The sequence below is a fragment of the Micromonospora sp. CNZ309 genome, assembly GCF_002846525.1.
The window spans coordinates 6,124,848-6,147,272 of record NZ_PJNG01000001.1 but is presented as its reverse complement, the minus strand read 5'-3'; the positions used below and the strand labels follow the sequence as shown (position 1 = coordinate 6,147,272).

The window sequence follows — 22,425 nt, the reverse complement described above, 5'->3', positions numbered from 1 at the left end:
CCCGGCGCTCACACCCCGTGGTAGAGGTTCTGTGTCGGCTCCACGCCCCTGGTGACCACCGACTCCACCACGTCGGCGGCCCGGTCCACCAGGAACTCCAGCTCCTTGCGCTCGGTCGCGCCGAAATCCGACAGTACGTAGTCCGCCGGATCCTGCCGCCCCGGCGGCCGGCCGATGCCGAAGCGCACCCGGACGTACTCCTTCGTGCCCAGCGACTTCGACATCGACCGCAGGCCGTTGTGCCCGCCCTCGCCGCCGCCGCACTTAACCCGCAGCTGGCCGTAGCCGATGTCCAGCTCGTCGTGCACGGCGATCACCCGGCCCGGCGGTACCTTGTGGAACTGGGCGAGGCCGGCCACCGGCCCGCCGGAGAGGTTCATGTACGTCAGCGGCTTGACCAGCACCAGCTTCGGCCCGCCGAAGCCGAGCCGCCCCTCGGCGACCTCCGCCACCGTCCGCTTGTGCCGGCCGAAATTCGCGCCGAGCCGGCCCGCCAGCAGGTCGGCCACCATGAAGCCGACGTTGTGCCGGTTGCCGGCGTACTCCCGACCCGGGTTGCCCAGGCCGACCACCAGCCACGGCCCCGCCTCGTCCGTCACGCCCCGCCCCTCCCGCTGCTCGCCGTCACCGCACCCACCGGACACCGATACGCCGACAGGCGCCCCCGACCGCGCGGGGACGCCTGTCGCAACGCTGCGAACCGATCAGGCCTCGGTCTTCGCCTCGGCGTTCTCCTCGCCCTCGGCGGCCGGAGCCTCGGCGCCCTCGGCGGCCTCGGCGGTCTCCTCGCCGACACCGGCCTCGGCCTCCTCGGCGGCCTCCTCGACCTCGGGGAGGGTGGCCTCGAGCTGCTCGGCGGTCGGCGCGGCGGTCACCGAGGCGACCGTCTGGTCCGCGTCGGCGGCCAGCTCGACGCCGGCCGGCAGCTCCACGTCGCCGGCGGTGACCTGCGTGCCGGCCTCCATGCCCTCGATCGAGGCCTCCAGGTGGTCCGGCACCTTGGTGGCGTCGGCGGTGACCGACAGGGTGTCGTGGTCGTGCACGATCAGGGTGTCCTTCGCGGCCTCGCCGGTCAGCTGGACCGGGACCTCGACGGTGACCTTCTCGCCCCGACGGACCAGCAGCAGGTCCACGTGCTCGAAGGTGTCCTTGATCGGGTCACGCTGGATCGCCTTCGGCAGCGCCAGCACCTGGGTGCCGTCGCTGACCTCGATCGCGAAGAGCTGGTTGGCGCCACCCTTGCGGATCGCGGCGGCGAACTCGCGGGACGGCAGCGCGATGTGCTTGGGCTTCTCGCCGTGGCCGTACAGCACGGCGGGCACCTTGCCGGCCCGGCGGGTACGACGGGCACCACCCTTGCCGAACTCGGTGCGGGGCTCGGCGCTGATCTTTACCTCGGACACGGGAAAACTCCTGATGCTTTCGCTGCGGCGGCTTGTCGTCTGGCGGTGCTGGGGCGAGGGGCTCGCTGGGGCTCATGCGTCGAGAACGACTGCCCGGAGCACCGCGTCGATGACGGTGCCTCCGTGCGGCGCTTGTCAGCGGCCCGCCGGGCACCCTCGCCGTGGCAACCGCACCAGTCTACCCGAGCTGATTCCGCGCGCTCCGGCAGTCCCCTTATCACCGTTCCCGCAGGCCCGCAGGGTGATCCGGCCCCGGTCGACGACACCCCTCCGACGCCGGGCCGGGAGGCGCGAACGCACCCCGGCCCGGCGTCGGACGGTCAGCTCAGGCCACCGAAGAGGGTGGTCACCGAGCCGTCGTCGAAGACCTCGCGGATCGCCCGCGCCAGCAGCGGCGCGATCGACAGCACGGTGATCTTGTCGAGCTGCTTCTCCGGCGGCAGCGGCAGCGTGTTGGTGACCACGACCTCGCTGATCGGGGCGTTCTTCAACCGCTCGGTCGCCGGGTCGGAGAGCAGCGCGTGGGTCGAGGCGACGATCACGTCGGCCGCGCCGGACTCCCGGAGGATGTCCGCCGCCCCGCAGATCGTGCCGCCCGTGTCGATCATGTCGTCGACGATCAGGCAGACCCGGCCCTCGACCTCGCCGACCACCCGGTTCGCCACCACCTGGTTCGGCTTCAGCGGGTCGCGGGTCTTGTGGATGAACGCCAGCGGGCAGCCACCCAGCCGGTCCGTCCACCGCTCCGCCACGCGTACCCGGCCCGAGTCCGGCGCGACCACCGTCATCGGACGGCCGTCGTACTTGTGCTGGACGTACTCGGCGAGGATGTCCATGGCGAAGAGATGGTCGACGGGCCCGTCGAAGAAGCCCTGGATCTGCGCGGTGTGCAGGTCGACGGTGAGGATGCGGTTCGCCCCGGCCGTCTTCAGCAGGTCCGCCACCAGCCGGGCCGAGATCGGCTCCCGGCCGCGGTGCTTCTTGTCCTGCCGGGCGTACGGGTAGAACGGCAGGACCACGGTGATCCGCTTGGCCGAACCGCGCTTCAGCGCGTCGATCATGATGAGGGTCTCCATGACCCACGTGTTGACCCCGTGCGTGACGGACTGGACCACGAAGGCGTCCGAACCGCGTACCGAGTCCTTGAACCGTACGAAGATCTCACCGTTGGCGAACTCGTACGCGTCGGCCGGCGTCGGCGCGACGCCGAGCACCTCACCGATCTCCTTGGCCAACTCCGGAAAGCCACGTCCGGAAAAAAGCATCAGGCTCTTGCGGTTTTCGGCGACGATGCTGCCCATGGGCCCGTCTGCTCCCGTTGGTCGGTGGTACCCGGCGGTGATGGTGGGCCGGGGACTATTCGGTTGCAGTATCCCCCGCGCCCGGGGCCGACCTGACCGGCTCGGCGTCCCCGTGGATTGCCTCACCTTCACTTGCCCGGGATCCCGACGCCGACGCATCCTCATCGGCCTTCTGGGCCCGCGCCGCCGCCTCCGCCGAGGCCGTACCGGCACGCTTGCGGGCCACCCAGCCGTCGATGCTGCGCTGCGGCGCGCGGGTCACCCCGAGCGCGCCCGGCGGCACGTCCTGCGTGATCGCGCTGCCCGCCGCCACGTACGCCCCGGCGCCCACCTCGACGGGGGCGATGAGGCTCGTGTCGCAGCCGATGAACGCCGCCTCGCCGACCGTGGTGCGGTGCTTGTGCACCCCGTCGTAGTTCACGAAGATCGTCGCCGCGCCGATGTTCGCCTTCGCGCCGATCGTCGCGTCGCCCACGTACGACAGGTGCGGCACCTTCGCGCCCGCGCCCACCTCGGAGTTCTTCACCTCGACGAACGTGCCGACCTTGGCCTTCTCGGCCAGCCGGGCGTCCGGCCGCAGGTACGCGTACGGCCCGACGCTGGCGCCCGGGCCGACCTCCGCGCCCACCGCGTGGCTGCGGAGCACCGTGGCGCCGGGGCCGACGACCGTGTCGATCAGCGTCACGTCCGGCCCGACGACCGCGCCCGTGCCGACCACCGTGCCGCCGCGCAGCTGGGTGTTCTGGTCGACCACCGCGTCCCGGTCGAGGGCGACCGTCACGTCGATCCAGGTGGTGTCCGGGTCGAGCAGGCTGACCCCGGTACGCATCCAGGCCTCGTTGACGCGGTCGCGCAGCAGCCGGCGCAGCGTGGCCAGCTCGACCCGGTCGTTGCAGCCCAGCGTCTCCACGTGGTCCGCCGCCACGTGCACGGCCACCGGCTCACCGGCCGAGCCCAGCAGGGCGAAGACGTCGGTCAGGTACTCCTCGCCCTGGTCGTTGTCGGTCGACAACTTGCCGAGCGCGTCGCGCAACCGGGCGACGTCGAACGCGTAGATGCCTGCGTTGATCTCCCGGATCGCCCGCTGCGCCTCGGTGGCGTCGCGCTCCTCGACGATCTGCTCGAGCCGCCCGCCGGCGTCGCGCACGATCCGGCCCAGGCCGGTCGGGTCGGGCACCTCGGCGGCGAGCACGGTCGCCGCCGCGCCCGCGCCCTCGTGCGCCTCCACCAGCGCGGCCACCGTCTCCGGGCGCAGCAGCGGCACGTCGCCGTTGATGACGACCACGGTGCCGGTGGCGTCCGGCACGGCGTCCAGCGCGATCCGGACGGCGTGGCCGGTGCCGAGCTGCTCGGCCTGGAGCACCGGGGTGGCCGTGGGGGCGATCTGCGACAGGTGCGCGCGGACCTGGTCGGCGCCGTGGCCGACCACGACCACCGTTCGGTCCGCGGCCAGCGGCGCGGCGGCGGCGAGCACGTGGCCGACGAGGGTGCGGCCGAGTAGCGGGTGCAGCACCTTGGGCAGCGCCGACTTCATCCGCTTGCCCTCACCGGCGGCGAGCACGACAACGGTGCGGAGGTGGGGCTGGGACACGACACGGGCTCCCGTCGGGACGGCGAACAATCTCGCGGCCATGCTAACCAGACATCGTCTGCGACGAGCGGAAGCTCCCGGGAGAGGACTCGAACCCCTACAATCAGGACCAAAACCTGACGTCCTGCCATTAGACGACCCGGGACGGTCTAAAACGGGCAAACTTAACAGCCTGCCGGACTCCTACACCTTAGCGCCCCTCGCCCGGGACGCCATCGCCCATTTCCTCCCCGCGTCCATCGGCAGGCGGTGGATCGGTCGTGCGCAGCACCTCGGGCGGGCGCGCGACGCCCCCAGCCATTTATCCCCGCCGCTGTCCCGTGCGCATCCCGGGCACCTAAGTTACGGTGACGTAGGCGTAACTACGTGATCATCGCGTCCCCTTGCGAGGTGCCATGGCCGCCACGTCCCTCGACCCCGCCGCCGGTCCGAAGCCGCTCACCCAGGGCACCCAGTCACGGGGCATCCTCATCGCCCTCTGGGCGTTCGTGGTGATCCCCTTCCTGGCCCTCCTCGCCGCCGTGCCGGTCGCCTGGGGCGGCTGGCTGACCTGGACCGACGTGGCGGTCGCCGCGTTCTGGTACGTCGTCTCGGGCCTGGGCATCACGGTCGGCTACCACCGGTACTTCACCCACGGGTCGTTCAAGGCGAAGCGCTGGCTGCGGGTCGCGCTGGCGGCGTCCGGCTCGCTGGCGGTACAGGGCGAGATCATCCAGTGGGTGGCCGATCACCGGCGTCACCACGCCTTCTCCGACCTGGAGGGCGACCCGCACTCGCCGTGGCGGTACGGCGAGAGCGTCCGGGGCCTGACCAAGGGCCTGTTCCACGCGCACGTCGGTTGGCTCTTCGGCCGGGAGCTGTCCAACCGCCGGCGCTTCGCCCCGGACCTGCTCGCCGACCGGGACATCAACCGCGTGGACCGGCTGTTCCCGCTGCTGGTGGTGGTCTCGGTCCTCGGTCCGGCGCTGATGGGCGGCCTGCTCACCTGGTCGTGGCGGGGGGCGCTGTCCGCGCTCTTCTGGGCCGGTCTGGTGCGCATCGCGCTCCTGCACCACGTCACCTGGTCCATCAACTCCGTCTGCCACGTCTACGGGGAGCGGCCGTTCGCGGTGCGCCAGGGCGACCGGGCGTCGAACTTCTGGCCGCTGGCGATCGTGTCGTTCGGCGAGAGCTGGCACAACCTGCACCACGCCGACCCGACCAGCGCCCGGCACGGCGTACTGCGCGGGCAGGTGGACATCTCGGCCCGGGTCATCTGGCTGTTCGAGAAGGCCGGCGCGGCCTGGGACGTGCGCTGGCCGAAGCCCGAGCGCATCGCGGCGAAGCTCGTCGGGCCGGCCGCCGGGCGGTAGCGCGGGCGGTGGGCGCGGGGGCCGCCTGGCAGGATGGCCGGGTGACCGAGCGCCGGCGGAGTGACGAGACCATGGCCGATGTCCCTGGCCGCGACCGCGCGACCGGCCGGCGGCCGGCGGTTCCCGCCGGGGCCGGCAAACCCTCCGCACGCGTACGCATGTCGGCGGCCCAGCGCCGGGAGCAGCTGATCGCGATCGCCCGGCAGATCTTCGCCGAGCGCGGCTTCGACGCCACCTCCATAGAGGAGGTGGCGGCCCGCGCGAAGGTCTCCAAGCCGGTGGTCTACGAGCACTTCGGGGGCAAGGAGGGGCTCTACGCGGTGGTGGTGGACCGGGAGGTACGCGCCCTGCTGGACCGGATCACCACGGCCCTGACCGCCGGGCACCCGCGCGAGCTGCTGGAGCAGGCGGCACTGGCCCTGCTGACCTACATCGAGGAGGAGACCAGCGGCTTCCGGGTGCTGGTACGGGAGTCGCCGGTGCTGTCGGCGGCGGGCAACTTCAGCAGCGTGATGAACGACGTGGCCCACCAGGTGGAGCACATCCTCGGGGCCGAGTTCTCCAGCCGGGGCTACGACCCGAAGCTGGCCGAGCTCTACTCGCAGGCCCTGGTGGGGATGGTGGCGCTGACCGGCCGCTGGTGGCTGGAGGTGCGCAAGCCGCGCAAGGAGACCGTGGCGGCGCACCTGGTCAACCTGGCCTGGAGCGGGCTGTCGCACCTGGAGGCGAAGCCGAGCCTGATCACGGTCCGGGGGCGCTGAGCGAGCAGCCCTGGCGCCGGCCGTCGCCGGTCAGCGGCCGTGGGCCTCGGAGACCGGGTGGTGGCGGCGGCGCCGCTCCTCCTCCGCGTGCTCGTCGGTGCCGACCTTGTCGTACAGGCCGGTGCCGAGCAGGAGCAGGCCGAAGAGCATCGACACGATCACCGTCGACATCGAGAAGTTGAGGAAGTTGGCCTGGGTCTGGAGCACCGACATCATGAGGATGCTGGTGACCAGGAAGATGATCCCGGCGGTCAGGTTCATGTAGTGGCCGAGGTTGCCGCGCCGGGACGCCCCGACGATGAGCACGATCCCGAAGACGACGGAGGCCAGCGAGAAGGCCAGGTTGGTGCGGAGCCCGAGGGCCCAGTTGTCGCCCCGGTCGAAGAGCGGGTCGCCAACCGTCAGGGCGACGCCCCAGACCCCGAAGACCAGGATGTAGAGCCCCACCAGGCCGGCGAGGAGCCGGTAGACCGGTCGTGCCGGATGGTTCACGGGAAAGTGCGGCATGGCCCCTCCACCAATCAGGACATTCACCCCGATTGTCCTCCGTAGAAGGTCATCCGTCTGCCAAACCGCCCAACGGCGGGCGAAACCGCAAAGATCCCACCCCCACCGGGCCGCAGGGCCGGGTCGGAGTGGGACCACGTCGGTTGTCGCCGGAGCCCGACCCGCGCAGGGATCAAGCCTGACCGCCCGGAGCGGGTCGGGCTCCGGCGACAACCCAGCAGCAGAAGAGCTCAGAGCACGAGGCGGGCCTTCTGCCAGGCCTCCTGCTCCTCGTCCGTGCCGACCTTGCCGTACATGCCGACCATCAGCAGGACCAGGCTGAGCACCATCAGCGCGATGACGGTGAAGACGCTGAAGTTGAAGATGTTGGCCTCGGTCTGGATGAAGGCGAGGCCGGCGAGGCTGATCACCATCATGACGTACGCCAGCCACTGGTTGATCATCACGTCGATGTTGCGGCCGATCGCGGTGCCGGCCAGCACCGCGGCCCCCAGCAGGACGCTGAGCAGCGAGAAGCCGAGATTCGTGCCCTGGCCGAGGACCTGGGTGTCATCCTGGGCGAGGACCTCGTTGCCGGCGCTCGCGACGATGCCGAGCACGCCGAAGGCCACCAGGTACAGACCGGTCAGCCCGCCGATCGCCCGGTAGACCGGCCGCGCGGGGTGGTTGACGGGGGTGTGGGCCATGTCTGAGTCTCCAACGCCGTTCGGGTGAGGGTCGACAGCGATTGTCCCGCACGCCGGGGTGTGACGCCGCACACGGGGGGCCTGGAGGTGCGGCGCCACGAGCAGGCGGTGGCTCAGCTAGCCGGGATCTCCTCGGCCAGGGCCAGCCAGGACTCCTCGGTGCGCTCCCGCTCGGCCCGTAGCTCCTTGAGCTGGGCGTCGAGCTCGGCGACCTTGGCGTAGTCGGTGGCGTGCGCGGCGAGCTGGTCGAGCAGCGTGGCCTCCTTCTGCTCCAGCTTGGCGACCTGCCGTTCCAGCCGGGCCAGCTCCTTGCGGGCCTGCCGCGCCTCGGCAGCGGACATGCCGGTCGCGGCGGGGGCGTCGGCGCCGGCCCCGGACGCCGTCTCCGGCAGCGCCGGGCCGGGCTGCCCGGCGGCCCGGGCGAGGTACTCGTCGACGCCGCCGGGCAGGTGCACCAGCCGGCCGTCGCCGAACATCCCGTACGCGACGTCGGTGACCCGTTCGATGAGGTACCGGTCGTGGCTGGCCACGATGACGGTGCCGGGCCAGGAGTCGAGCAGGTCCTCCAGCGCGGCGAGGGTGTCGGTGTCCAGGTCGTTCGTGGGCTCGTCGAACAGCAGCACGTTCGGCTCACCGGCGAGCAGCCGCAGCATCTGCAAGCGGCGGCGCTCGCCGCCGGAGAGGTCGCTGACCGGCGTCCAGAGCCGCCGGTCGTCGAAGCCGAAGACCTCGGCGAGCTGGGCGGCGGAGACCTCCCGGTCGCCGAGCTGCACCCGCCGGGCCACCTCCTCCACCGCTTCGAGCACGCGCAGGTGACCGGGCAACTCGGCCAGTTCCTGGGAGAGGAAGGCCGGCCGGACCGTCGAGCCGGTGGCGAAGCGCCCGCCGTCGGGGCGGGTGATGCCGGCCAGCATCCGCAGCAGGGTGGTCTTGCCCGCCCCGTTGCGGCCGAGGACGGCGATCCGGTCGCCGGGGCCGACCTGCCAGGTGGTGTCGCGCAGGATCTCCTTCGGGCCGGCGTGCAGGGTGACGTGCTCCAGGTCGTACACCTGCTTGCCGAGCCGGGCGGTGGCGAGCCGTTGCAGCGACATGGTGTCGCGGGCCGGCGGGACGTCGGCGATGAGGGCGTTGGCGGCGTCGATGCGGAAGCGCGGCTTGGACGTGCGAGCGGGCGGGCCGCGCCGCAGCCAGGCGATCTCCTTGCGGAGCAGGTTCTGCCGGCGGGCCTCGGTGGCCGCCGCGACCCGGTCCCGCTCGGCGCGGGCCAGCGTCCACGCGGCGAAGCCGCCCTCGTACGCCCGGACGGTCTGATCGGCGACCTCCCAGGTGGTGGTGCAGACGGCGTCGAGGAACCACCGGTCGTGGGTCACCACGACGAGCGCGCCCTTGCGGCCGACGAGGTACTTCGCCAGCCAGTCGACCCCGCCGACGTCGAGGTGGTTGGTGGGCTCGTCGAGGATGAGCAGGTCGGACTCGCGCACCAGCAGCGCGGCCAGCGCGACCCGCCGCCGCTCGCCGCCGGACATCGGGCCGACAGGCTGGTCGAGGCCGAGGTGGGGCATGCCGAGGCCGTCGAGGATGGCCCGCACGCCGGCGTCGCCGGCCCACTCGTGCTCGGCGCCCATGCTCTCGCCGAGCCAGGCGGTGCCGAGCACCACGTCCCGGACGGTGGCCTCGGGGGCGAGCTGGAGGGTCTGCGGCAGCCAGGCGACCCGCAGGTCACGGCGGTGGGTGACCCGGCCGTCGTCCGGCTCCTCGATCCGGGTGAGCAGCCGCAGCAGCGTGGACTTGCCGGCGCCGTTGAGGCCGACCACGCCGATCCGGTCGGCGTCGTCCAGGCCGAGCGAGACGTCGGTGAGCAGCGGCCCGGCGGCCCCGTAGCCCTTGGACACCCGGTCCAGGTTGACGATGTTGGCCACGACCTCACCTCCCATGATCAAGGCGTCCCGGTGCCGGTCGGCACCTGGGACGCCTGAGCTTCCAGCGTACGCGGACCGCCCCGCCGCCCGCCGGGCACGGGCTCCCGCGCACCTGGGCCGGCGGCCCCCGGGGAGGTCGGGTCGGGCTGCGGGAAGGAGCGGGCCGGTCAGGTGATGCGCGCGCCGGGGACCGGGCCGTGCGCCGTGCGCGCCTCGCGGCACACGTCGGCGGTGGTCAGCTCCGCGGCGATGCGCTCCGCGTCGGCGGCGTCCGCCGCGAGGAAGACGCAGGTCGGCCCCGAACCGGAGACGATGCCGGCCAGCGCGCCGGCCGCCTCGCCGGCCTTCAGCGTCTCCGCCAGCGACGGGCGCATCGCCAGGGCGGCGTCCTGGAGGTCGTTGCCGAGGGTCGCGGCGAGCACCCGGGGGTCGCGCTGGCGCAGCGCGGCGAAGAGCGCGTCGGTGCTGCCCAGCGGCTCGCCGGCGGTGCCGGCGTCGCGCAGCCGGTCCAGTTCCCGGTAGGCGGCCGGCGTGGAGAGGCCGCCGTCGGCGACGGCCACCACCCAGTGCCAGGTGGTGGGGCGGGCCAGCACGGGACTGACCGTCTCGCCCCGGCCGGTGCCCAGCGCGGTGCCGCCGTGGATCAGGAACGGCACGTCCGAGCCGAGGCCGGCGGCGATGCGGGCCAGCTCGTCGCGCGACAGCCCGGTCCCCCAGAGCGCGTCGCAGGCGACCAGCGCGGCGGCCGCGTCGGCGCTGCCGCCGGCCAGCCCGCCGGCCAGCGGGATCTGCTTGCGCAGGTGCAGCCGGGCGTGCGGCGGCACCCCGGCGTAGCCGGCGAGGGCGTGGGCCGCCCGGATGGCCAGGTTGGTGTCGTCCAGGGCCAGCTCGCCGGCGCCCTCGCCCTCCATGGTGAGGGTGAGCGTGTCGCCCCGACGGGCGGTCAGCTCGTCGTGGATCGAGATGGCGTGGTAGACGGTATTCAGCTCGTGGTAGCCGTCGCGGCGCAACGGCCCCACCCCGAGATGCAGGTTGACCTTGGCGGGCACCCGGACGCGCACCGGTCCGCTGGCGCCACGCCGCCGCTGCTCGTCCTCGTCGTCCGGTCCCCAGGCCTCGGTCACGGGCGTCAGCCTACTGCGCGGCGGGTGGGGCGACCGGAGCCGACGCGGCGATGGCGGCGAACTGCTCGACGGTGAGCGCCTCGCCCCGCGCGCCGGGGTCGACGCCGGCGGCGGTGAGCGCCCCGGCCGCCCGGTCGGCGCCGCCGGCCCAGCCGGCCAGCGCGGCGCGCAGGGTCTTGCGGCGCTGCGCGAAGGCCGCGTCCACCACGGCGAAGACCCGTTCCCGGGGTACGTCGGCGCGGGGCGGCTCGCGGCGGGTGAAGGCGACCAGCCCCGAGTCGACGTTCGGCACCGGCCAGAAGACGTTCGGCGGGACCTTCCCGGCGGCGCGGGACGAGGCGTACCAGGCGAGCTTGACCGACGGCACCCCGTACACCTTGGAGCCCGGGCCGGCGACGAGCCGGTCGGCGACCTCCTTCTGCACCATCACCAGCCCGTGGCGCAGGCTGGGCAGCTCGGCCAGCAGGTGCAGCACCACCGGCACGGCCACGTTGTAGGGCAGGTTCGCCACCAGCGCGGTCGGCGCGGGATCGGCCAGCTCGGCGGCGCGCACGCGCAGCGCGTCGGCGTGGTGCACGCTCAGCCGCGCGGCGTCGGGCCCGGCGTGCCGGGCGGCGGTCTCCGGCAGCGCGGCGGCCAGCGTCGGGTCCAGCTCCACGGCGTGCACGTGCGCGGCGGCGGGAAGCAGGCCGAGGGTGAGGGAGCCGAGGCCGGGGCCGACCTCCAGCGCCACGTCGTCCGGGGTCAGCCCGGCGGCGGTGACGATGCGCCGGACGGTGTTCGGGTCGTGCACGAAGTTCTGGCCGAGCCTCTTGGTGGGGGTGACGCCCAGCCGGGCGGCCAGTTCCCGGATCTCCGCCGGGCCGAGGAGACCGGTCACGCCCCGTAGCCTATGCGGGCCGCTCCCGGGGCGCGCGGGCCAGGGCGCCTCCCCGTCACCACGGGCCGAAGACGCGCTCGCCGGTGGCGGAGATGGCGGCGCAGAGCTCGTCCAGGTCCGTGCCGGTCGTCTCGGCCAGCGACCGTACGGTCAGCGGGATCAGGTACGAGGCGTTCGGCCGGCCCCGGTGCGGCATCGGCGTCAGGTAGGGCGCGTCGGTCTCCACCAGGAGCTGCCCGACCGGGGTCGCCGCGGCGGCCTCCCGCAGGGCGGCGGCGCTGCCGAAGGTGACCGTGCCGGCGAAGCTGAGCAGGTAGCCCCGGCGGACGCACTCGCGGGCGAAGTCGGCGTCGCCGGAGAAGCAGTGCAGCACGACGGTGTCCGGGGCGCCCTCGTCGTCGAGGATCCGCAGCACGTCGGCGTGCGCGTCGCGGTCGTGGACGACCAGCGCCTTGCCGTACCGCTTGGCGATGGCGACGTGCGCCCGGAAGCTCTCCTCCTGCACGGCGCGGCCCTCCTCGCCGGTGCGGAAGAAGTCCATCCCCGTCTCGCCGATGCCGCGCACCCGGTCCCGGGCGGCGAGCGCCTCGATCTCGCGCAGCGCCTCGTCCAGGTCGGCCAGGCGGGGGGCCTCGTTGGGGTGCAGCGCCACGGTGGCCAGCACGGCCGGGTGGGTTTCGGCGACGTCGGCGCCCCAACGGGAGGAGGCGACGTCCACGCCGACCTGCACCAGCCGGTCGACGCCCACCGACGCCGCGACGGCGACGGCCGCGGCGACCGGGTCCCCGGCGGGCCCGTCGCCCGGCTCCCCGTCCGCGCGCGGGCGTGGGGGTACGCCGGCCTCGCTGACGGTGATGTCGAGGTGGGTGTGGCTGTCCAGCACGGGGCTGGGCAGCGGCTCGGGTACGGGCGGGAACTCCCCGGCCCGGCGGGCGGCGCGCTGCTTGCGGGTTTCGGTGGGCTCGCTCATCGCGGCCAGCATCACACACGGCGGGCGGCCGGTGTTCCGGGGACGCCACCGGCCGTTCACCGGAAGGGCACATCTCGCGCCTAGCGTCGTCGGCGTGACCGTCACCCCTCAGAGCAGCGGAAACGGCCCGCGCGTGACGTACGGGGGCGTGATGTACCCGGCGGAGGAGATCGCCCGGGGCGCGGCGTACGAGCTGTTCAGTGCCGAGGAGGCACCCGGATTCGAGTGGGCGCCCCGGCCCGGCGCCGCGCTGCCGTGGCGCAGGTTCGCGCACGCGACCGAGGTCGGCGTCGTGCCACCGGCGGGGCCGGCCGAGGACGCGGAGTCCTCGCTGCTGGTGCCGCTGCACCGCGAGCGGGGCTGGTCGTACGTGCAGCAGCTCAGCCAGCAGCCGGCTGCCGCCGGTGACCCGACGCTGGCGGCGGTGCGCGCCTCGGCGGTGCTGCGGCGGGGCACCCGGATGGTCAAGGTGCTCTCCGCCCGGCAGCTCGCCGGGTACGTGCGCGGGTGGCTTCCGCACGGCTTCTGCTACCGGGAGCACGACGTGGCGCACCTGCGTACGCCGGCGGCCACGGCCGTGCTGCGCACCGACGGCACGGACGGTCCCGACGGGGCGGACGTCACGTACGCGCTGCGCTGGCGGGCGGCCGACCCGGCCGACTACGACGTGCCGGTCGGCGAGGCGCACCGGGGGTTGACCGCGCTCGCGCCACGGGACCGGCTGGGCGGGGCGGTGCTCGGCACCGGTTTCGTGCCCAGCAGCGCCCAGCTCGTCCCGGAGTTCGTCACCCGGGACTTCGCGGACCTGCCGATGCCGGCGAACGCCACCCTGCTCGCCTACCCGCCCGACGGCGCGGAGGTGGTGCTCTACAGCTACCAGGCCGAGCAGCGCGGCTGGCTGCGGATGGTGGGCCCGCAGTGGCGGCACCTGCTGGCGGCGGTGCCGGGGCTCTCCCCCGACCAGGAGTACGTGCCGACCGGCGAGGCACCCCGCTCCACCCGCCTGGTCGGCGGCTACGCCGGCGGCGAGTACGAGGCGGTGGCCGACCTGCCTGGCGGGTTCCGGGTGCTGGCGATGACGCGGGCCGCCCGCTACCCGGTGGAGTCGGCGGCGCGCCGGCTGCGGCTGGCCGACTGGCGGGGCGTGCCCTGCCTCGTGCTGCGGGAGGAGTCCGGGTGGCTGCGCCTGCGCCTGCGCCGGCCCGGCCCGGACGCCGTGGCGGAGACCGGGGCGCAGTGCCAGGAGCGGGGCGTCTACGAGACGTGGGCGCCCGCGGACGAGGTCACCGACGACCGGGTGGTGGACCTGCCGTACGCGCCGTGACCCGGGCCCGGCAGGCGCGTGCGGCGGCATAACCCCCGGCAGGGCGGGAACCCGCCGGCGTCCCGACCGTCACGTGACGAGGAGACGCGCATGCCTTTCATCACCGTGGGGACGGAGAACTCCGCCCCCGTAGACCTGTACTACGAGGACCACGGCTCCGGGCAGCCGATCGTGCTCATCCACGGCTTCCCGTTCAACGGGGCGACCTGGGAGAAGCAGACCGGGCCGCTGCTGGCCGCCGGATACCGGACGATCACGTACGACCGGCGGGGTTTCGGCAACTCCGCCCAGCCGGCGTCCGGGTACGACTACGACACCTTCGCCGCCGACCTCGACGTGCTGATGACGGAGCTGGACCTGCGCGACGCGATCCTGGTCGGGCACTCGATGGGCACCGGCGAGGTGACCCGCTACCTGGGCGTGTACGGCTCGCAGCGGGTCGACCGGGCGGTGCTGCTGGCCCCGCTCGCACCGTTCCTGCTGAAGACCTCGGACAACCCGGAGGGGGTCGAGAAGAGCCTGTTCCAGGGCTTCCAGCAGGCCATCCTCGACGACCGGTTCGCCTACCTCACCACCTTCTGCGAGGCGTTCTTCAACTACCAGGAGAACAAGGGCAGGCTGGTCAGCGAGGAGGCGTTCCGGGCGCACTGGGAGATCGGCGCCCGGGCCTCGGCGAAGGGCACCCACGACAGCGTGGACGCCTGGCAGACCGACTTCCGGGGCGACGTGTCCCGCATCGACGTGCCGGTGCTGATCGTGCAGGGCGACGCCGACGCGGTGCTGCCGTACCCGAAGACCGGACAGCGGCTCCAGCCGATGCTGCCCGGCAGCCAGCTCGTCACGCTGAAGGGCGCGCCGCACGGCATCCCGTGGACGAACGCGGCGGAGGTGAACCGCAGCATCATGGACTTCATCGGCGCGCCGGCGATGGCCAGGGCGTGACGCGTCACGGCCACCGGCTCCTCGACGGCGACCGGCGCGGCGGCCGGCACCCGACGGCGACGGGCGCGGCCCCCGAGGGGGTCGCGCCCGTCGGCTGGGCAGGCGGCCGTCAGTCGGCCAGGCGGGCCAGTTCCTCGTCGACGATCGACGGGTCGAGCTTGCGGAAGACCGGCTTCGGCGCGGCCAGCGGCCGACCGGCCTCCAGCGGTACGGACTCCCAGCGCGCGCCGACGGTGTAGTCGCCGGTCAGCACCGGGTACGCGGGCCCGCCGTCGAGGTCCTCGACCTCCTCGATCACCGGCATCGGGGCGTGCACGCCGGTGCCGCCGAGCAGCTCGTGCACCTTCTGCGCGGAGTGCGGCAGGAACGGGGTGAGCAGCGTGTTGGCGTCGCTGACCACCTGGAGGGCGACGTGCAGGATGGTGCCCATCCGCGGCTTGTCGTCCTCGCCCTTGAGCTTCCAGGGCGCCTGCTCGGAGAGGTACCGGTTGGCCTCGGCGACCACCCGCATCGCCTCGCCGATGGCCTGCTTCTGCCGGTGCCGGGCGATGAGGTCGCCGACGGTGGCGAAGCCGGCCCGGGCGACGGCGAGCAGCGCCTCGTCGGCCTCGGTGAGGCCGGCCGGGTCGACGGGCGGGATCGCGCCGAAGTTCTTGGCCGCCATGGAGACGGACCGGTTGACGAGGTTGCCCCAGCCAGCGACCAGTTCGTCGTTGTTGCGGCGGAGGAACTCGGCCCAGGTGAAGTCGGTGTCGTTGCTCTCCGGGCCGGCGGCGGCGATGAAGTAGCGCAGCGCGTCGGCGTCGTAGCGCTCCAGGAAGTCCCGGACGTAGATGACGACCCGGCGCGACGAGGAGAACTTCTTCCCCTCCATGGTGAGGTATTCGCTGGAGACCACCTCGGTGGGCAGGTTGAGCCGGCCCAGGTCGCCCGGCGCGCCGTCCCGGCTGCCCTCGCCCGAGTAGCCGGAGAGCAGCGCCGGCCAGATCACCGAGTGGAAGACGATGTTGTCCTTGCCCATGAAGTAGTAGGCGCGGGCGTCCTTCCCCTCACCGTCGGTGGACCACCACCGGCGCCACGCCTCGGGGTCGCCGGAGCGGCGGGCCCACTCGATGGAGGCGGAGAGGTAGCCGATCACCGCGTCGAACCAGACGTAGATGCGCTTGTCGGGGCGCTCGCGCCAGCCGTCGAGCGGGATCGGCACGCCCCACTCCAGGTCGCGGGTGATGGCCCGGGGCTGGAGGTCGTCGAGCAGGTTCTTCGAGAAGCGCAGCACGTTGGGCCGCCAGCCCTCGCGGGTGTCGAGCCACTGCCGCAGCACGTCGGCCAGGGCGGGCAGGTCGAGGAAGAAGTGCTCGGTCTCGACGAACTTCGGGGTCTCGCCGTTGATCCGCGACTTCGGGTCGATCAGGTCGATCGGGTCGAGCTGGTTGCCGCAGTTGTCGCACTGGTCGCCGCGCGCGCTGTCGTAGCCGCAGATCGGGCAGGTGCCCTCGATGTAGCGGTCGGGCAGCGTCCGGCCGGTGGACGGGGAGATCGCCCCCATGGTGGTCTTCGGGACGATGTAGCCGTTGCGGTACATGCCCTCGAACAGCTCCTGCACCACCGCGTAGTGGTTGCGGGTGGTGGTGCGGGTGAACAGGTCGTAGGAGAGCCCGAGGCCGTGCAGGTCCTCGACGATCACCCGGTTGTAGCGGTCGGCCAGCTCGCGCGGGGTGACCCCGTCGGCGTCCGCCTGCACCTGGATGGGGGTGCCGTGCTCGTCGGTGCCCGAGACCATGAGCACGTCGTGCCCGGCCATCCGCATGTACCGGCTGAAGACGTCGGAGGGAACGCCGAAACCGGAGACGTGGCCGATGTGGCGCGGGCCGTTGGCGTACGGCCAGGCGACCGCCGCGAGAACGTGACTCATGACCAGCAAGCCTAGTGACCCGCTCTCGGTGACCGCGAACCAATAGGGCCCGCGGGTCGGCGGCCCGGTCGGACGGGCTCCGCCGTTTGCCCGATTTGTCGCCGACACGCGGCCTGAGCTGCCGGCCGAGGTCCCGGTCGCGGGGTGCAATGAACGCCGTGACTGGCAGACGAGCGGCCCCCGATCGCGACGACCGCCCCTCCGGCCCTGCGGACGGCGGTGGGGCGGGGGCGCCGCGCGGCACCCTCGCGCCGCACCCCCGGGTGGTCCCGGCCGCCGCACCGCCGGAGCCGCCCGCCGAGGCCGCCGTCGCGGCGTCCGCGCCGCCGCCCACCGAGGCCACCGTCGAGGTGGAGCCCACGACCGGGGCACCGGTGGACGCCCTGCCGCGCCGGGTCCCGGTCCGCCAGCCGAACCGCTGGCCCCGCCGGGGGCGTCCGGTCGCCGACGGTCCGCCGGACCCCGGCGACGGCGGGCGTACGCCGGACGGCGCGGGCGGCCGGCCCGCACCCGACCGGAACGACGCCGGGCGTACGCCGGACGGCGGAGACGGGCCGGACGACGACGGCGCGTACTGGCCGCCGATCGAGCTGGTGCACTGGGACGGCACGCCGATCCGGGAGGACCCGCCGCACGAGCGGCAGCGGTCGACGCGGGACGAGGCCGCGCGGCGGCGGGCACCACGCCGCCCCCGCCCGCCCGATCCGCTGCCGGGGCTGGCCGCGCTGCTCGCCTTGAGCCTGGTCGCGGCGTTCTTCGCGTGGGTCAGCGCCGGCCCGTTCTGGCTGGCGGTGGGGCACGCCACGCGGGGCACGGTGGTGATCGCCGACTGCACCGGGGGCGGGTTGACGCTGCGCTGCCGGGGCAACTTCGCCCCGGCCGACGAGACGTGGACCGCACACGGCGTACGGGTGAGCGGGGTGGCCGCGGAGCGCACCGCGACCGGCGCGACGCTGCCGGCCCGGATGACCGGCCCGGACGGCGGCACCGCGTACGCGGACACCGGCCCGGCCGCGCACCTGCGCTGGCTGCTCGGCCTGCTGGTGGTGCTGGGCTGCGCCGCCGGGATCGCCCGCTGGACGGGGTCGACCCGGATCGCCGACCCGCGCGCCCGCCGCTGGGCCGTGGCCGTCGCCCTGGGCGGCCCGTTGGTGATCACCGCCGGCTTCCTCGTCGCCGCCTGGTAAGACCCGGGGTGGTGCCGCCCCGGGCAGACCGGCCGGCGGTCCCCGTCCCAGCGGTCGAGCCAGCGCGAGGCGGGAGCGGGCGTTGTTCCACGCGCCCCGGCGCACAGGTGGCGCACCGAAACGGCTGAACGCGTTCAGCAGCGTGGGCTGCTCGGGGCAGCCGGCAGCCGGCGGCGCCGGCACGGTGCCGGCATGGGTGCGATCAAGCCGTGGCACATCGCCACGCTGTGCTGTCTCGTCACGTCCGCCGCGCTCATCGGCGGTCTGGTCTGGTACCTGGTCTCGCGGGCCGGCCGCCGCTGAGACGTGAAGTGGTGGGGTCTGAGCGTAGCCCCGACGGCGTTCTGGCTGAGAAGACGTGGCAGGCGCGTGAGGCCCTGACGGACCTTTGCCGCCGAAACACTGATACCTGAGCGGCATAAAGATACCTGTGAGGTATCGAGACCAGGAGAACCACACCGCCAGCCGCGCCGGCGAACGGCACGGTAAGTCACGGTTCATCACACAGGCCGTGGTACTCAACGTCGCTTCGGCGTCGGGCGCGGCGCGGGCATGTCGACAGCCACCGCGTCACCCTGCGCCGATCCCACCACCAGCGCAGACAGGCGAAGTGGTGGTGGAGCACTAGGCTCCGCGTGGTGGACCTCCAAGCGCAGATCGACGCCGTCACGGTGATGCGTTCGGAGCTGTCGTCGGGACGTTCGGTGCTCCTGACGGGCGAAGCAGGGTCCGGGCGCACCGCTGTGCTCGAGCAGCTCCGTGGCGAGATGACCGACAGCGGGCGGTCGGTGGTGCTGGTGCGCGGGGCCGACGCGGTCGCTGAGCTGCCCCTGGTCGCCTTTGCCGAGGTCATCGCCGACCATGGGATCGCCGGTGCCGCGCCCTTGGCGATCTACACGAACCTTCCCGTTCGGGTTCGGGCCCGGGGGACGATCGTGCTGGTCGATGACGCTGACGCTCTGGATCGTGCATCGGCGGTGCTGCTCGGACAACTGGCGAGGGCGGGGTCTCTGGTGGCGGTCGCGGTGACCTGTCCCGATGACCTGCCGAAGTCCGTGCTCGATGAGGTGACCCACGGGCGATGGGGACGGATCGATCTTGCTCCGCTGGGCTCCGACGATGTTCTGCGGGTGGCAGCGGAACTGGTCGGCGACGAGCTCGCCGCACGGTCGGCGGCGATGTTGGTGTCCCTCGCCGAGGGGCATCTGTCGACGGTCGTCGAACAGGTGGCTGCCGCAGGCGTCCTGGGCCGCGGTCCCGCCGGCACCGAGTTGGGCGACCTCGTGGCGACACCAGTGCTGCGTCGACGTGCCGAGGAGGCGACCCGCAGCGTGAGTCCGGAGGCGTACTCCGCGTTGGAGCGCCTCGCCCTGGCACCCGAACTCCCTGTCGGTCTGTTCGCCGGTCCGGTGGTCGCCGACCTGGTGGAGGCGGGCCTGGCCGCGGTGGATGGCACGTCGATCCGCCAGACCAGATCGCTGGTGGGCTTGGCGCTGCGGTCGCGGTGGTCGACGGCGGAGCGTGCCGAGCGACTGGGCCAGTTGGCCGATGCCCTGGGTGACTGGCCGGCATGGACCAATACGTCGATGCTGATGGCGGTGCGGGCGGGGCGTCGGATCAGTGACCATCTCCTTTTGGACGCGGCCGACGTCGCGTTGGCTGCCGCCAGGAGCCAGGAGGTCAAGGAGTTCCTGGACGCCCTGGACACGTCGTCTCCGCGCGAGCGCCTGTTGCGGGGCGCGGTCGCCGCGGCGGAGGGTGAGATAGCCACGGCGGAGGAGTTCCTGCGCGAAATCGATCTCGCCGCGGTGAGCGACTCCCTGCGGGTACGCATCGGGCAGGAGTGGGGGCTCGCCCTGGCCGTGCGCGGTGGCGACCCGCAGCGCGCTGTTCGTCAGGTCACGGCGGTCCTCTCCACGATCAGTAACCCCGTCGTGGGGCGGGTTCTCGAGACCGATCTCGTCAAGTGGCGCCTCATGGCGGGTGAGCAGTCCTCCGATGTCGAGGTCTCCCCGACGTCGGACGATCCCCGCGTCCGCCTCAACGAGGCCGTGATCGGTGCCATGCTGGCGAGTCTCGGCAGGCCGGCGTCGGAGGTGCTCGCGTACGTGGACACCGGTCGGGCCCTGGTGTCCGAGATCGAGGAGGTGCCCAGCTCCACCCGTGATCTCCTGACGTTGTCGGAGTATCTGAGTGTCGCGTTCGACGGCCGGGTCGCGGAGGCGGAGCGCCTGGCGTCGCGTCATCGTGACCGGGCGGCACGGGAAGCCGACCCGTCGTTGGGCATGTGGGAATTCGCCGCGGCAGAACTCGCCCTGCACCGCGGGGACCTGACCCAGGCAGAGGCGTTGGCCAGACGCGCGACCCGGCACCTCGCCTGGCGGGACTTCACCGGCCTCCAGTCCGCTGCTGTCGCGCTGATGGCAGCCGTCAACGCCCGCCGGGGCCGACTCGGAGCGGCCGAGGACCTGATCGAGGACATCACCGATCTGCACACGGCTGACGTCAAGGTCGCACTGCACGTGGCACGCACCCGAGCTGAGCGGGCGCTTCGGTCCCACCGACGTGACGAGGCCGCCGACCTGCTGTCGGAGGCTGGTCGCACCGCGCTCGCGCATGCCCACCTGCACCTCGCGTTGATGGCTCTGGACGAGGCGTTCATGCTCGAACCATCGGACGGACGCGCTCGTGCCGTCATCGACCAGAGGGGACTGTCGCCACTTGCGGCTGTGCTCGCCCGCCGGGTCGAAGCAGTTCTCGGGGGTGCCGCGGCCGGGCTCGCTCTCAGCGTCGACGAGTTGGACGGGATGGGCTTCATCGGGCGGGCCGCCCACGCGGCGCACCTGGTAGCCCGGATACACAGCCGAGCCGGCGACCTGGCCACAGCGCAGAAGTGGAGATCGCGAGCGGTCGTGCTCACCACCCGCTGCGGTACGGTCTGGCCGCCCGCGCGCGATGGTGATGCCTTGTCACCCCGCGAGCTCGACATCGCCCGCCGGGCCGCCCGGCGGGAACGCAGCCGTGAGATCGGGGCAGAGCTGGGTCTTTCGGTACGGACCGTCGAGAACCATCTCGCCCGCATCTATCGCAAGCTCGGCATAGCAGGACGGGACGGCCTCGCCGAAGAGATGCTCGGCGAGAACTCCGCGCAGTGACCGCGTCCCGCTCCCGCGTCACTAGGTAGAAGCTACTCATCGCACGGCGGACCATTCTGCGCTTTCATGACCACGGCCGACAGCCGCAGGTCGCGCACCGTCCTCCCGGTCGCCCACCCGGTTCTCGCGCCTCGATCCGTGGCCGACAGGGAAGTGACACAGCATGCGCCTCACCGCCGCCCGTATTCTCCGCACCTCCGCAGCCTTCGGCCTCATCCTGGCATTGGCCGCATGCGACGACGCAGAGTCAGCAGGGACGCCGACGGCTGGCTCCCCCGCTACTCGGGCGTCCGCCTCCCCCGCTACTCAGGCGCCATCCGCCTCCGCCGCTGCCGTCGACGACGCCCGTCAACCGGGTTGGGAGAACGCAACCGATCCGGAACGGCGGCTCCAGGGCTGCCTGGTCGGGACGTTCGTCCTGGACCGTGACGCGTGGACCGCCGGCATCACCACGCTCCTGAAGAAGGATCTCTCGTCGGTCAGGGTCAAGGACTCCGGAAAGGTGACCTTCGAGCTGAAGGCCGACCGGACCTACACGCTGACCGCGGACGACAGCCGCACCATCTCGACCGGAAGCAGCCCCGGTGGCGACATGCGTTGGGTCCTGGGCTTCGACGGCACCGAGTCCGGCACCTGGACGGCGAAGTCGGGCCAACTCGTTCTGAAGACCGGCGCGGGGGGACGACTCGCGGCCGACAACGAGATCTCCATGGACGGCCAGCAGCTTCCGACCAACGCCTTGCCCGTCAGCGGAACCCCGTGGTCGCAGACGCTGACCACGAAGTGCGATGCCGACGGCTTCGTCGCGGTCCCGGCGGATGAGCCGTCCGCCGTGAAGATCGTCCTCACGCGCCTCGGCTGAAACCGGCAGCCGGTCTGCACGGCGTTCACCACCACCGCCGGCACCCGAGCCCCGATCGACCCCTTACCTCGACATCACTCGAACTGGAAGGCACGACATGAGAACCTCGCCACGACGGCTGGCCGGCTGCGGCCTGGCAGCCGTCGCCACGCTGCTCCTGACAGCCTGCGGTGAAGACGCACCGCCCGCTGACGCCCGCGCCGGAAGCACGTCCTCGACGTCGGAGTCGGCACCGTCCGGCTCAACAGGTTCGGGGGCGAGCTCGGAGATCACATCCGACCTCGACAAACTCGGCTTCGCGCTCAAGACCGCATTGGGCGAGGGCACGACCTACGGCGTGGACGGCTCGAAACTCCGCGTGAAGATCAACGACAATTTCCAGCAGTTCCTGTCCACCGAGTGCACGTCGGTGGAGTTGGCTGCAAGCTCGGTGACGTTGCCGTCCCATTCCGTGGTCGAGATCGAGTACGCCGACGGCCACGTGGAGGTCTGCGATGTCTGAGCGTGGGGCGCGGCGGCGGACGGCTTGTGCGGGGGCCATCGCGCTGG

19 protein-coding genes and 1 tRNA gene are annotated in these 22,425 nt (G+C 72.9%); 8 read left to right on the top strand and 12 right to left on the bottom strand.

The genetic code is table 11. The annotated features are described in order from the left end of the window. Window positions 1-8: 8 nt before the first annotated feature. From pth to CLT72_RS26550, 5 genes are all read right to left on the bottom strand, one after another. Window positions 9-599, bottom strand: a complete 591-nt coding sequence (gene pth / locus CLT72_RS26570) for an aminoacyl-tRNA hydrolase (protein WP_101414087.1) — start codon at window positions 597-599, stop codon at window positions 9-11. A gap of 105 nt (window positions 600-704) precedes the next feature. Next, entirely contained in the window at window positions 705-1,403 is a 699-nt protein-coding gene (locus CLT72_RS26565; protein ID WP_101414086.1) for a 50S ribosomal protein L25/general stress protein Ctc, read from the bottom strand. A gap of 320 nt (window positions 1,404-1,723) precedes the next feature. Next, window positions 1,724-2,704 (bottom strand): ribose-phosphate diphosphokinase, encoded by a 981-nt coding sequence (locus tag CLT72_RS26560; RefSeq protein ID WP_101414085.1) that lies wholly within the window; start codon window positions 2,702-2,704, stop codon window positions 1,724-1,726. Between the two features lie 55 nt (window positions 2,705-2,759). After that, complete coding sequence (gene glmU, locus CLT72_RS26555; protein WP_101414084.1) at window positions 2,760-4,337, bottom strand: bifunctional UDP-N-acetylglucosamine diphosphorylase/glucosamine-1-phosphate N-acetyltransferase GlmU; 1,578 nt, start codon at window positions 4,335-4,337, stop codon at window positions 2,760-2,762. 32 nt (window positions 4,338-4,369) lie between these two features. Then, window positions 4,370-4,440: transfer RNA gene (locus CLT72_RS26550), tRNA-Gln, on the bottom strand. Between the two features lie 250 nt (window positions 4,441-4,690). Between CLT72_RS26550 and CLT72_RS26545 the strand changes: the two genes are divergently transcribed. Together CLT72_RS26545 and CLT72_RS26540 are read left to right on the top strand one after the other, a co-directional pair. Further along, a complete protein-coding gene (locus CLT72_RS26545; protein WP_101414083.1) occupies window positions 4,691-5,647 on the top strand; it encodes an acyl-CoA desaturase in 957 nt (318 codons plus the stop codon). Between the two features lie 71 nt (window positions 5,648-5,718). Next, entirely contained in the window at window positions 5,719-6,408 is a 690-nt protein-coding gene (locus CLT72_RS26540) for a TetR/AcrR family transcriptional regulator (protein ID WP_101415406.1), read from the top strand. Window positions 6,409-6,438: 30 nt separating this feature from the next. On the opposite strand, the gene CLT72_RS26535 is transcribed toward CLT72_RS26540, so the two are convergent. From CLT72_RS26535 to CLT72_RS26510, 6 genes are all read right to left on the bottom strand, one after another. Then, window positions 6,439-6,915: a DUF4383 domain-containing protein gene (locus CLT72_RS26535; protein ID WP_101414082.1), complete on the bottom strand. Its 477-nt coding sequence runs from the start codon at window positions 6,913-6,915 to the stop codon at window positions 6,439-6,441. Between the two features lie 230 nt (window positions 6,916-7,145). Beyond that, a complete protein-coding gene (locus tag CLT72_RS26530; protein ID WP_101414081.1) occupies window positions 7,146-7,601 on the bottom strand; it encodes a DUF4383 domain-containing protein in 456 nt (151 codons plus the stop codon). Between the two features lie 113 nt (window positions 7,602-7,714). Then, window positions 7,715-9,520, bottom strand: a complete 1,806-nt coding sequence (locus CLT72_RS26525; RefSeq protein WP_101414080.1) for an ABC-F family ATP-binding cassette domain-containing protein — start codon at window positions 9,518-9,520, stop codon at window positions 7,715-7,717. A gap of 167 nt (window positions 9,521-9,687) precedes the next feature. Beyond that, window positions 9,688-10,644 carry a 4-(cytidine 5'-diphospho)-2-C-methyl-D-erythritol kinase gene (locus CLT72_RS26520; protein WP_101414079.1) on the bottom strand — a complete coding sequence of 319 codons (957 nt, stop codon included), beginning with the start codon at window positions 10,642-10,644 and terminating at the stop codon, window positions 9,688-9,690. Between the two features lie 10 nt (window positions 10,645-10,654). Beyond that, window positions 10,655-11,524 (bottom strand): 16S rRNA (adenine(1518)-N(6)/adenine(1519)-N(6))-dimethyltransferase RsmA, encoded by an 870-nt coding sequence (gene rsmA / locus CLT72_RS26515; protein WP_101414078.1) that lies wholly within the window; start codon window positions 11,522-11,524, stop codon window positions 10,655-10,657. A gap of 55 nt (window positions 11,525-11,579) precedes the next feature. Further along, a complete protein-coding gene (locus CLT72_RS26510) occupies window positions 11,580-12,506 on the bottom strand; it encodes a TatD family hydrolase (RefSeq protein WP_101415405.1) in 927 nt (308 codons plus the stop codon). 82 nt (window positions 12,507-12,588) lie between these two features. Here CLT72_RS26510 and CLT72_RS26505 point away from each other — a divergent pair, with 82 nt between their 5' ends. After that, window positions 12,589-13,818 (top strand): hypothetical protein, encoded by a 1,230-nt coding sequence (locus CLT72_RS26505; RefSeq protein ID WP_101414077.1) that lies wholly within the window; start codon window positions 12,589-12,591, stop codon window positions 13,816-13,818. 90 nt (window positions 13,819-13,908) lie between these two features. Next, entirely contained in the window at window positions 13,909-14,760 is an 852-nt protein-coding gene (locus tag CLT72_RS26500) for an alpha/beta fold hydrolase (RefSeq protein WP_101414076.1), read from the top strand. A gap of 109 nt (window positions 14,761-14,869) precedes the next feature. Here the strand turns inward: CLT72_RS26500 and metG are convergent, their stop codons facing one another. Continuing rightward, window positions 14,870-16,672 (bottom strand): methionine--tRNA ligase, encoded by a 1,803-nt coding sequence (metG, locus tag CLT72_RS26495; RefSeq protein ID WP_101414075.1) that lies wholly within the window; start codon window positions 16,670-16,672, stop codon window positions 14,870-14,872. 149 nt (window positions 16,673-16,821) lie between these two features. Between metG and CLT72_RS26490 the strand changes: the two genes are divergently transcribed. The 4 genes from CLT72_RS26490 to CLT72_RS31695 all read left to right on the top strand — a co-directional run bounded on the left by CLT72_RS26490 (window position 16,822) and on the right by CLT72_RS31695 (window position 22,378). After that, window positions 16,822-17,859: a hypothetical protein gene (locus CLT72_RS26490; RefSeq protein ID WP_101414074.1), complete on the top strand. Its 1,038-nt coding sequence runs from the start codon at window positions 16,822-16,824 to the stop codon at window positions 17,857-17,859. 638 nt (window positions 17,860-18,497) lie between these two features. Further along, window positions 18,498-21,014: a helix-turn-helix transcriptional regulator gene (locus CLT72_RS26485; RefSeq protein WP_144082336.1), complete on the top strand. Its 2,517-nt coding sequence runs from the start codon at window positions 18,498-18,500 to the stop codon at window positions 21,012-21,014. Window positions 21,015-21,177: 163 nt separating this feature from the next. Continuing rightward, entirely contained in the window at window positions 21,178-21,876 is a 699-nt protein-coding gene (locus CLT72_RS31700; protein ID WP_144082335.1) for a hypothetical protein, read from the top strand. 97 nt (window positions 21,877-21,973) lie between these two features. Continuing rightward, entirely contained in the window at window positions 21,974-22,378 is a 405-nt protein-coding gene (locus CLT72_RS31695; protein ID WP_144082334.1) for a hypothetical protein, read from the top strand. Window positions 22,379-22,425 lie beyond the last annotated feature (47 nt).

Excerpts from the sequence above, each read along its gene's own strand:
- CLT72_RS26560 (WP_101414085.1), bottom strand. The coding sequence starts at position 2,704 with ATGGGCAGCATCGTCGCCGAAAACCGCAAGAGCCTGATGCTTTTTTCC.
- CLT72_RS26500 (WP_101414076.1), top strand. The coding sequence starts at position 13,909 with ATGCCTTTCATCACCGTGGGGACGGAGAACTCCGCCCCCGTAGACCTG.
- CLT72_RS26510 (WP_101415405.1), bottom strand. The coding sequence starts at position 12,506 with ATGCTGGCCGCGATGAGCGAGCCCACCGAAACCCGCAAGCAGCGCGCC.
- CLT72_RS31700 (WP_144082335.1), top strand. The coding sequence starts at position 21,178 with ATGCGCCTCACCGCCGCCCGTATTCTCCGCACCTCCGCAGCCTTCGGC.
- CLT72_RS26540 (WP_101415406.1), top strand. The coding sequence starts at position 5,719 with ATGGCCGATGTCCCTGGCCGCGACCGCGCGACCGGCCGGCGGCCGGCG.
- glmU (WP_101414084.1), bottom strand. The coding sequence starts at position 4,337 with ATGGCCGCGAGATTGTTCGCCGTCCCGACGGGAGCCCGTGTCGTGTCC.
- CLT72_RS26535 (WP_101414082.1), bottom strand. The coding sequence starts at position 6,915 with ATGCCGCACTTTCCCGTGAACCATCCGGCACGACCGGTCTACCGGCTC.
- CLT72_RS26545 (WP_101414083.1), top strand. The coding sequence starts at position 4,691 with ATGGCCGCCACGTCCCTCGACCCCGCCGCCGGTCCGAAGCCGCTCACC.
- metG (WP_101414075.1), bottom strand. The coding sequence starts at position 16,672 with ATGAGTCACGTTCTCGCGGCGGTCGCCTGGCCGTACGCCAACGGCCCG.
- CLT72_RS26490 (WP_101414074.1), top strand. The coding sequence starts at position 16,822 with ATGAACGCCGTGACTGGCAGACGAGCGGCCCCCGATCGCGACGACCGC.
- CLT72_RS31695 (WP_144082334.1), top strand. The coding sequence starts at position 21,974 with ATGAGAACCTCGCCACGACGGCTGGCCGGCTGCGGCCTGGCAGCCGTC.
- CLT72_RS26530 (WP_101414081.1), bottom strand. The coding sequence starts at position 7,601 with ATGGCCCACACCCCCGTCAACCACCCCGCGCGGCCGGTCTACCGGGCG.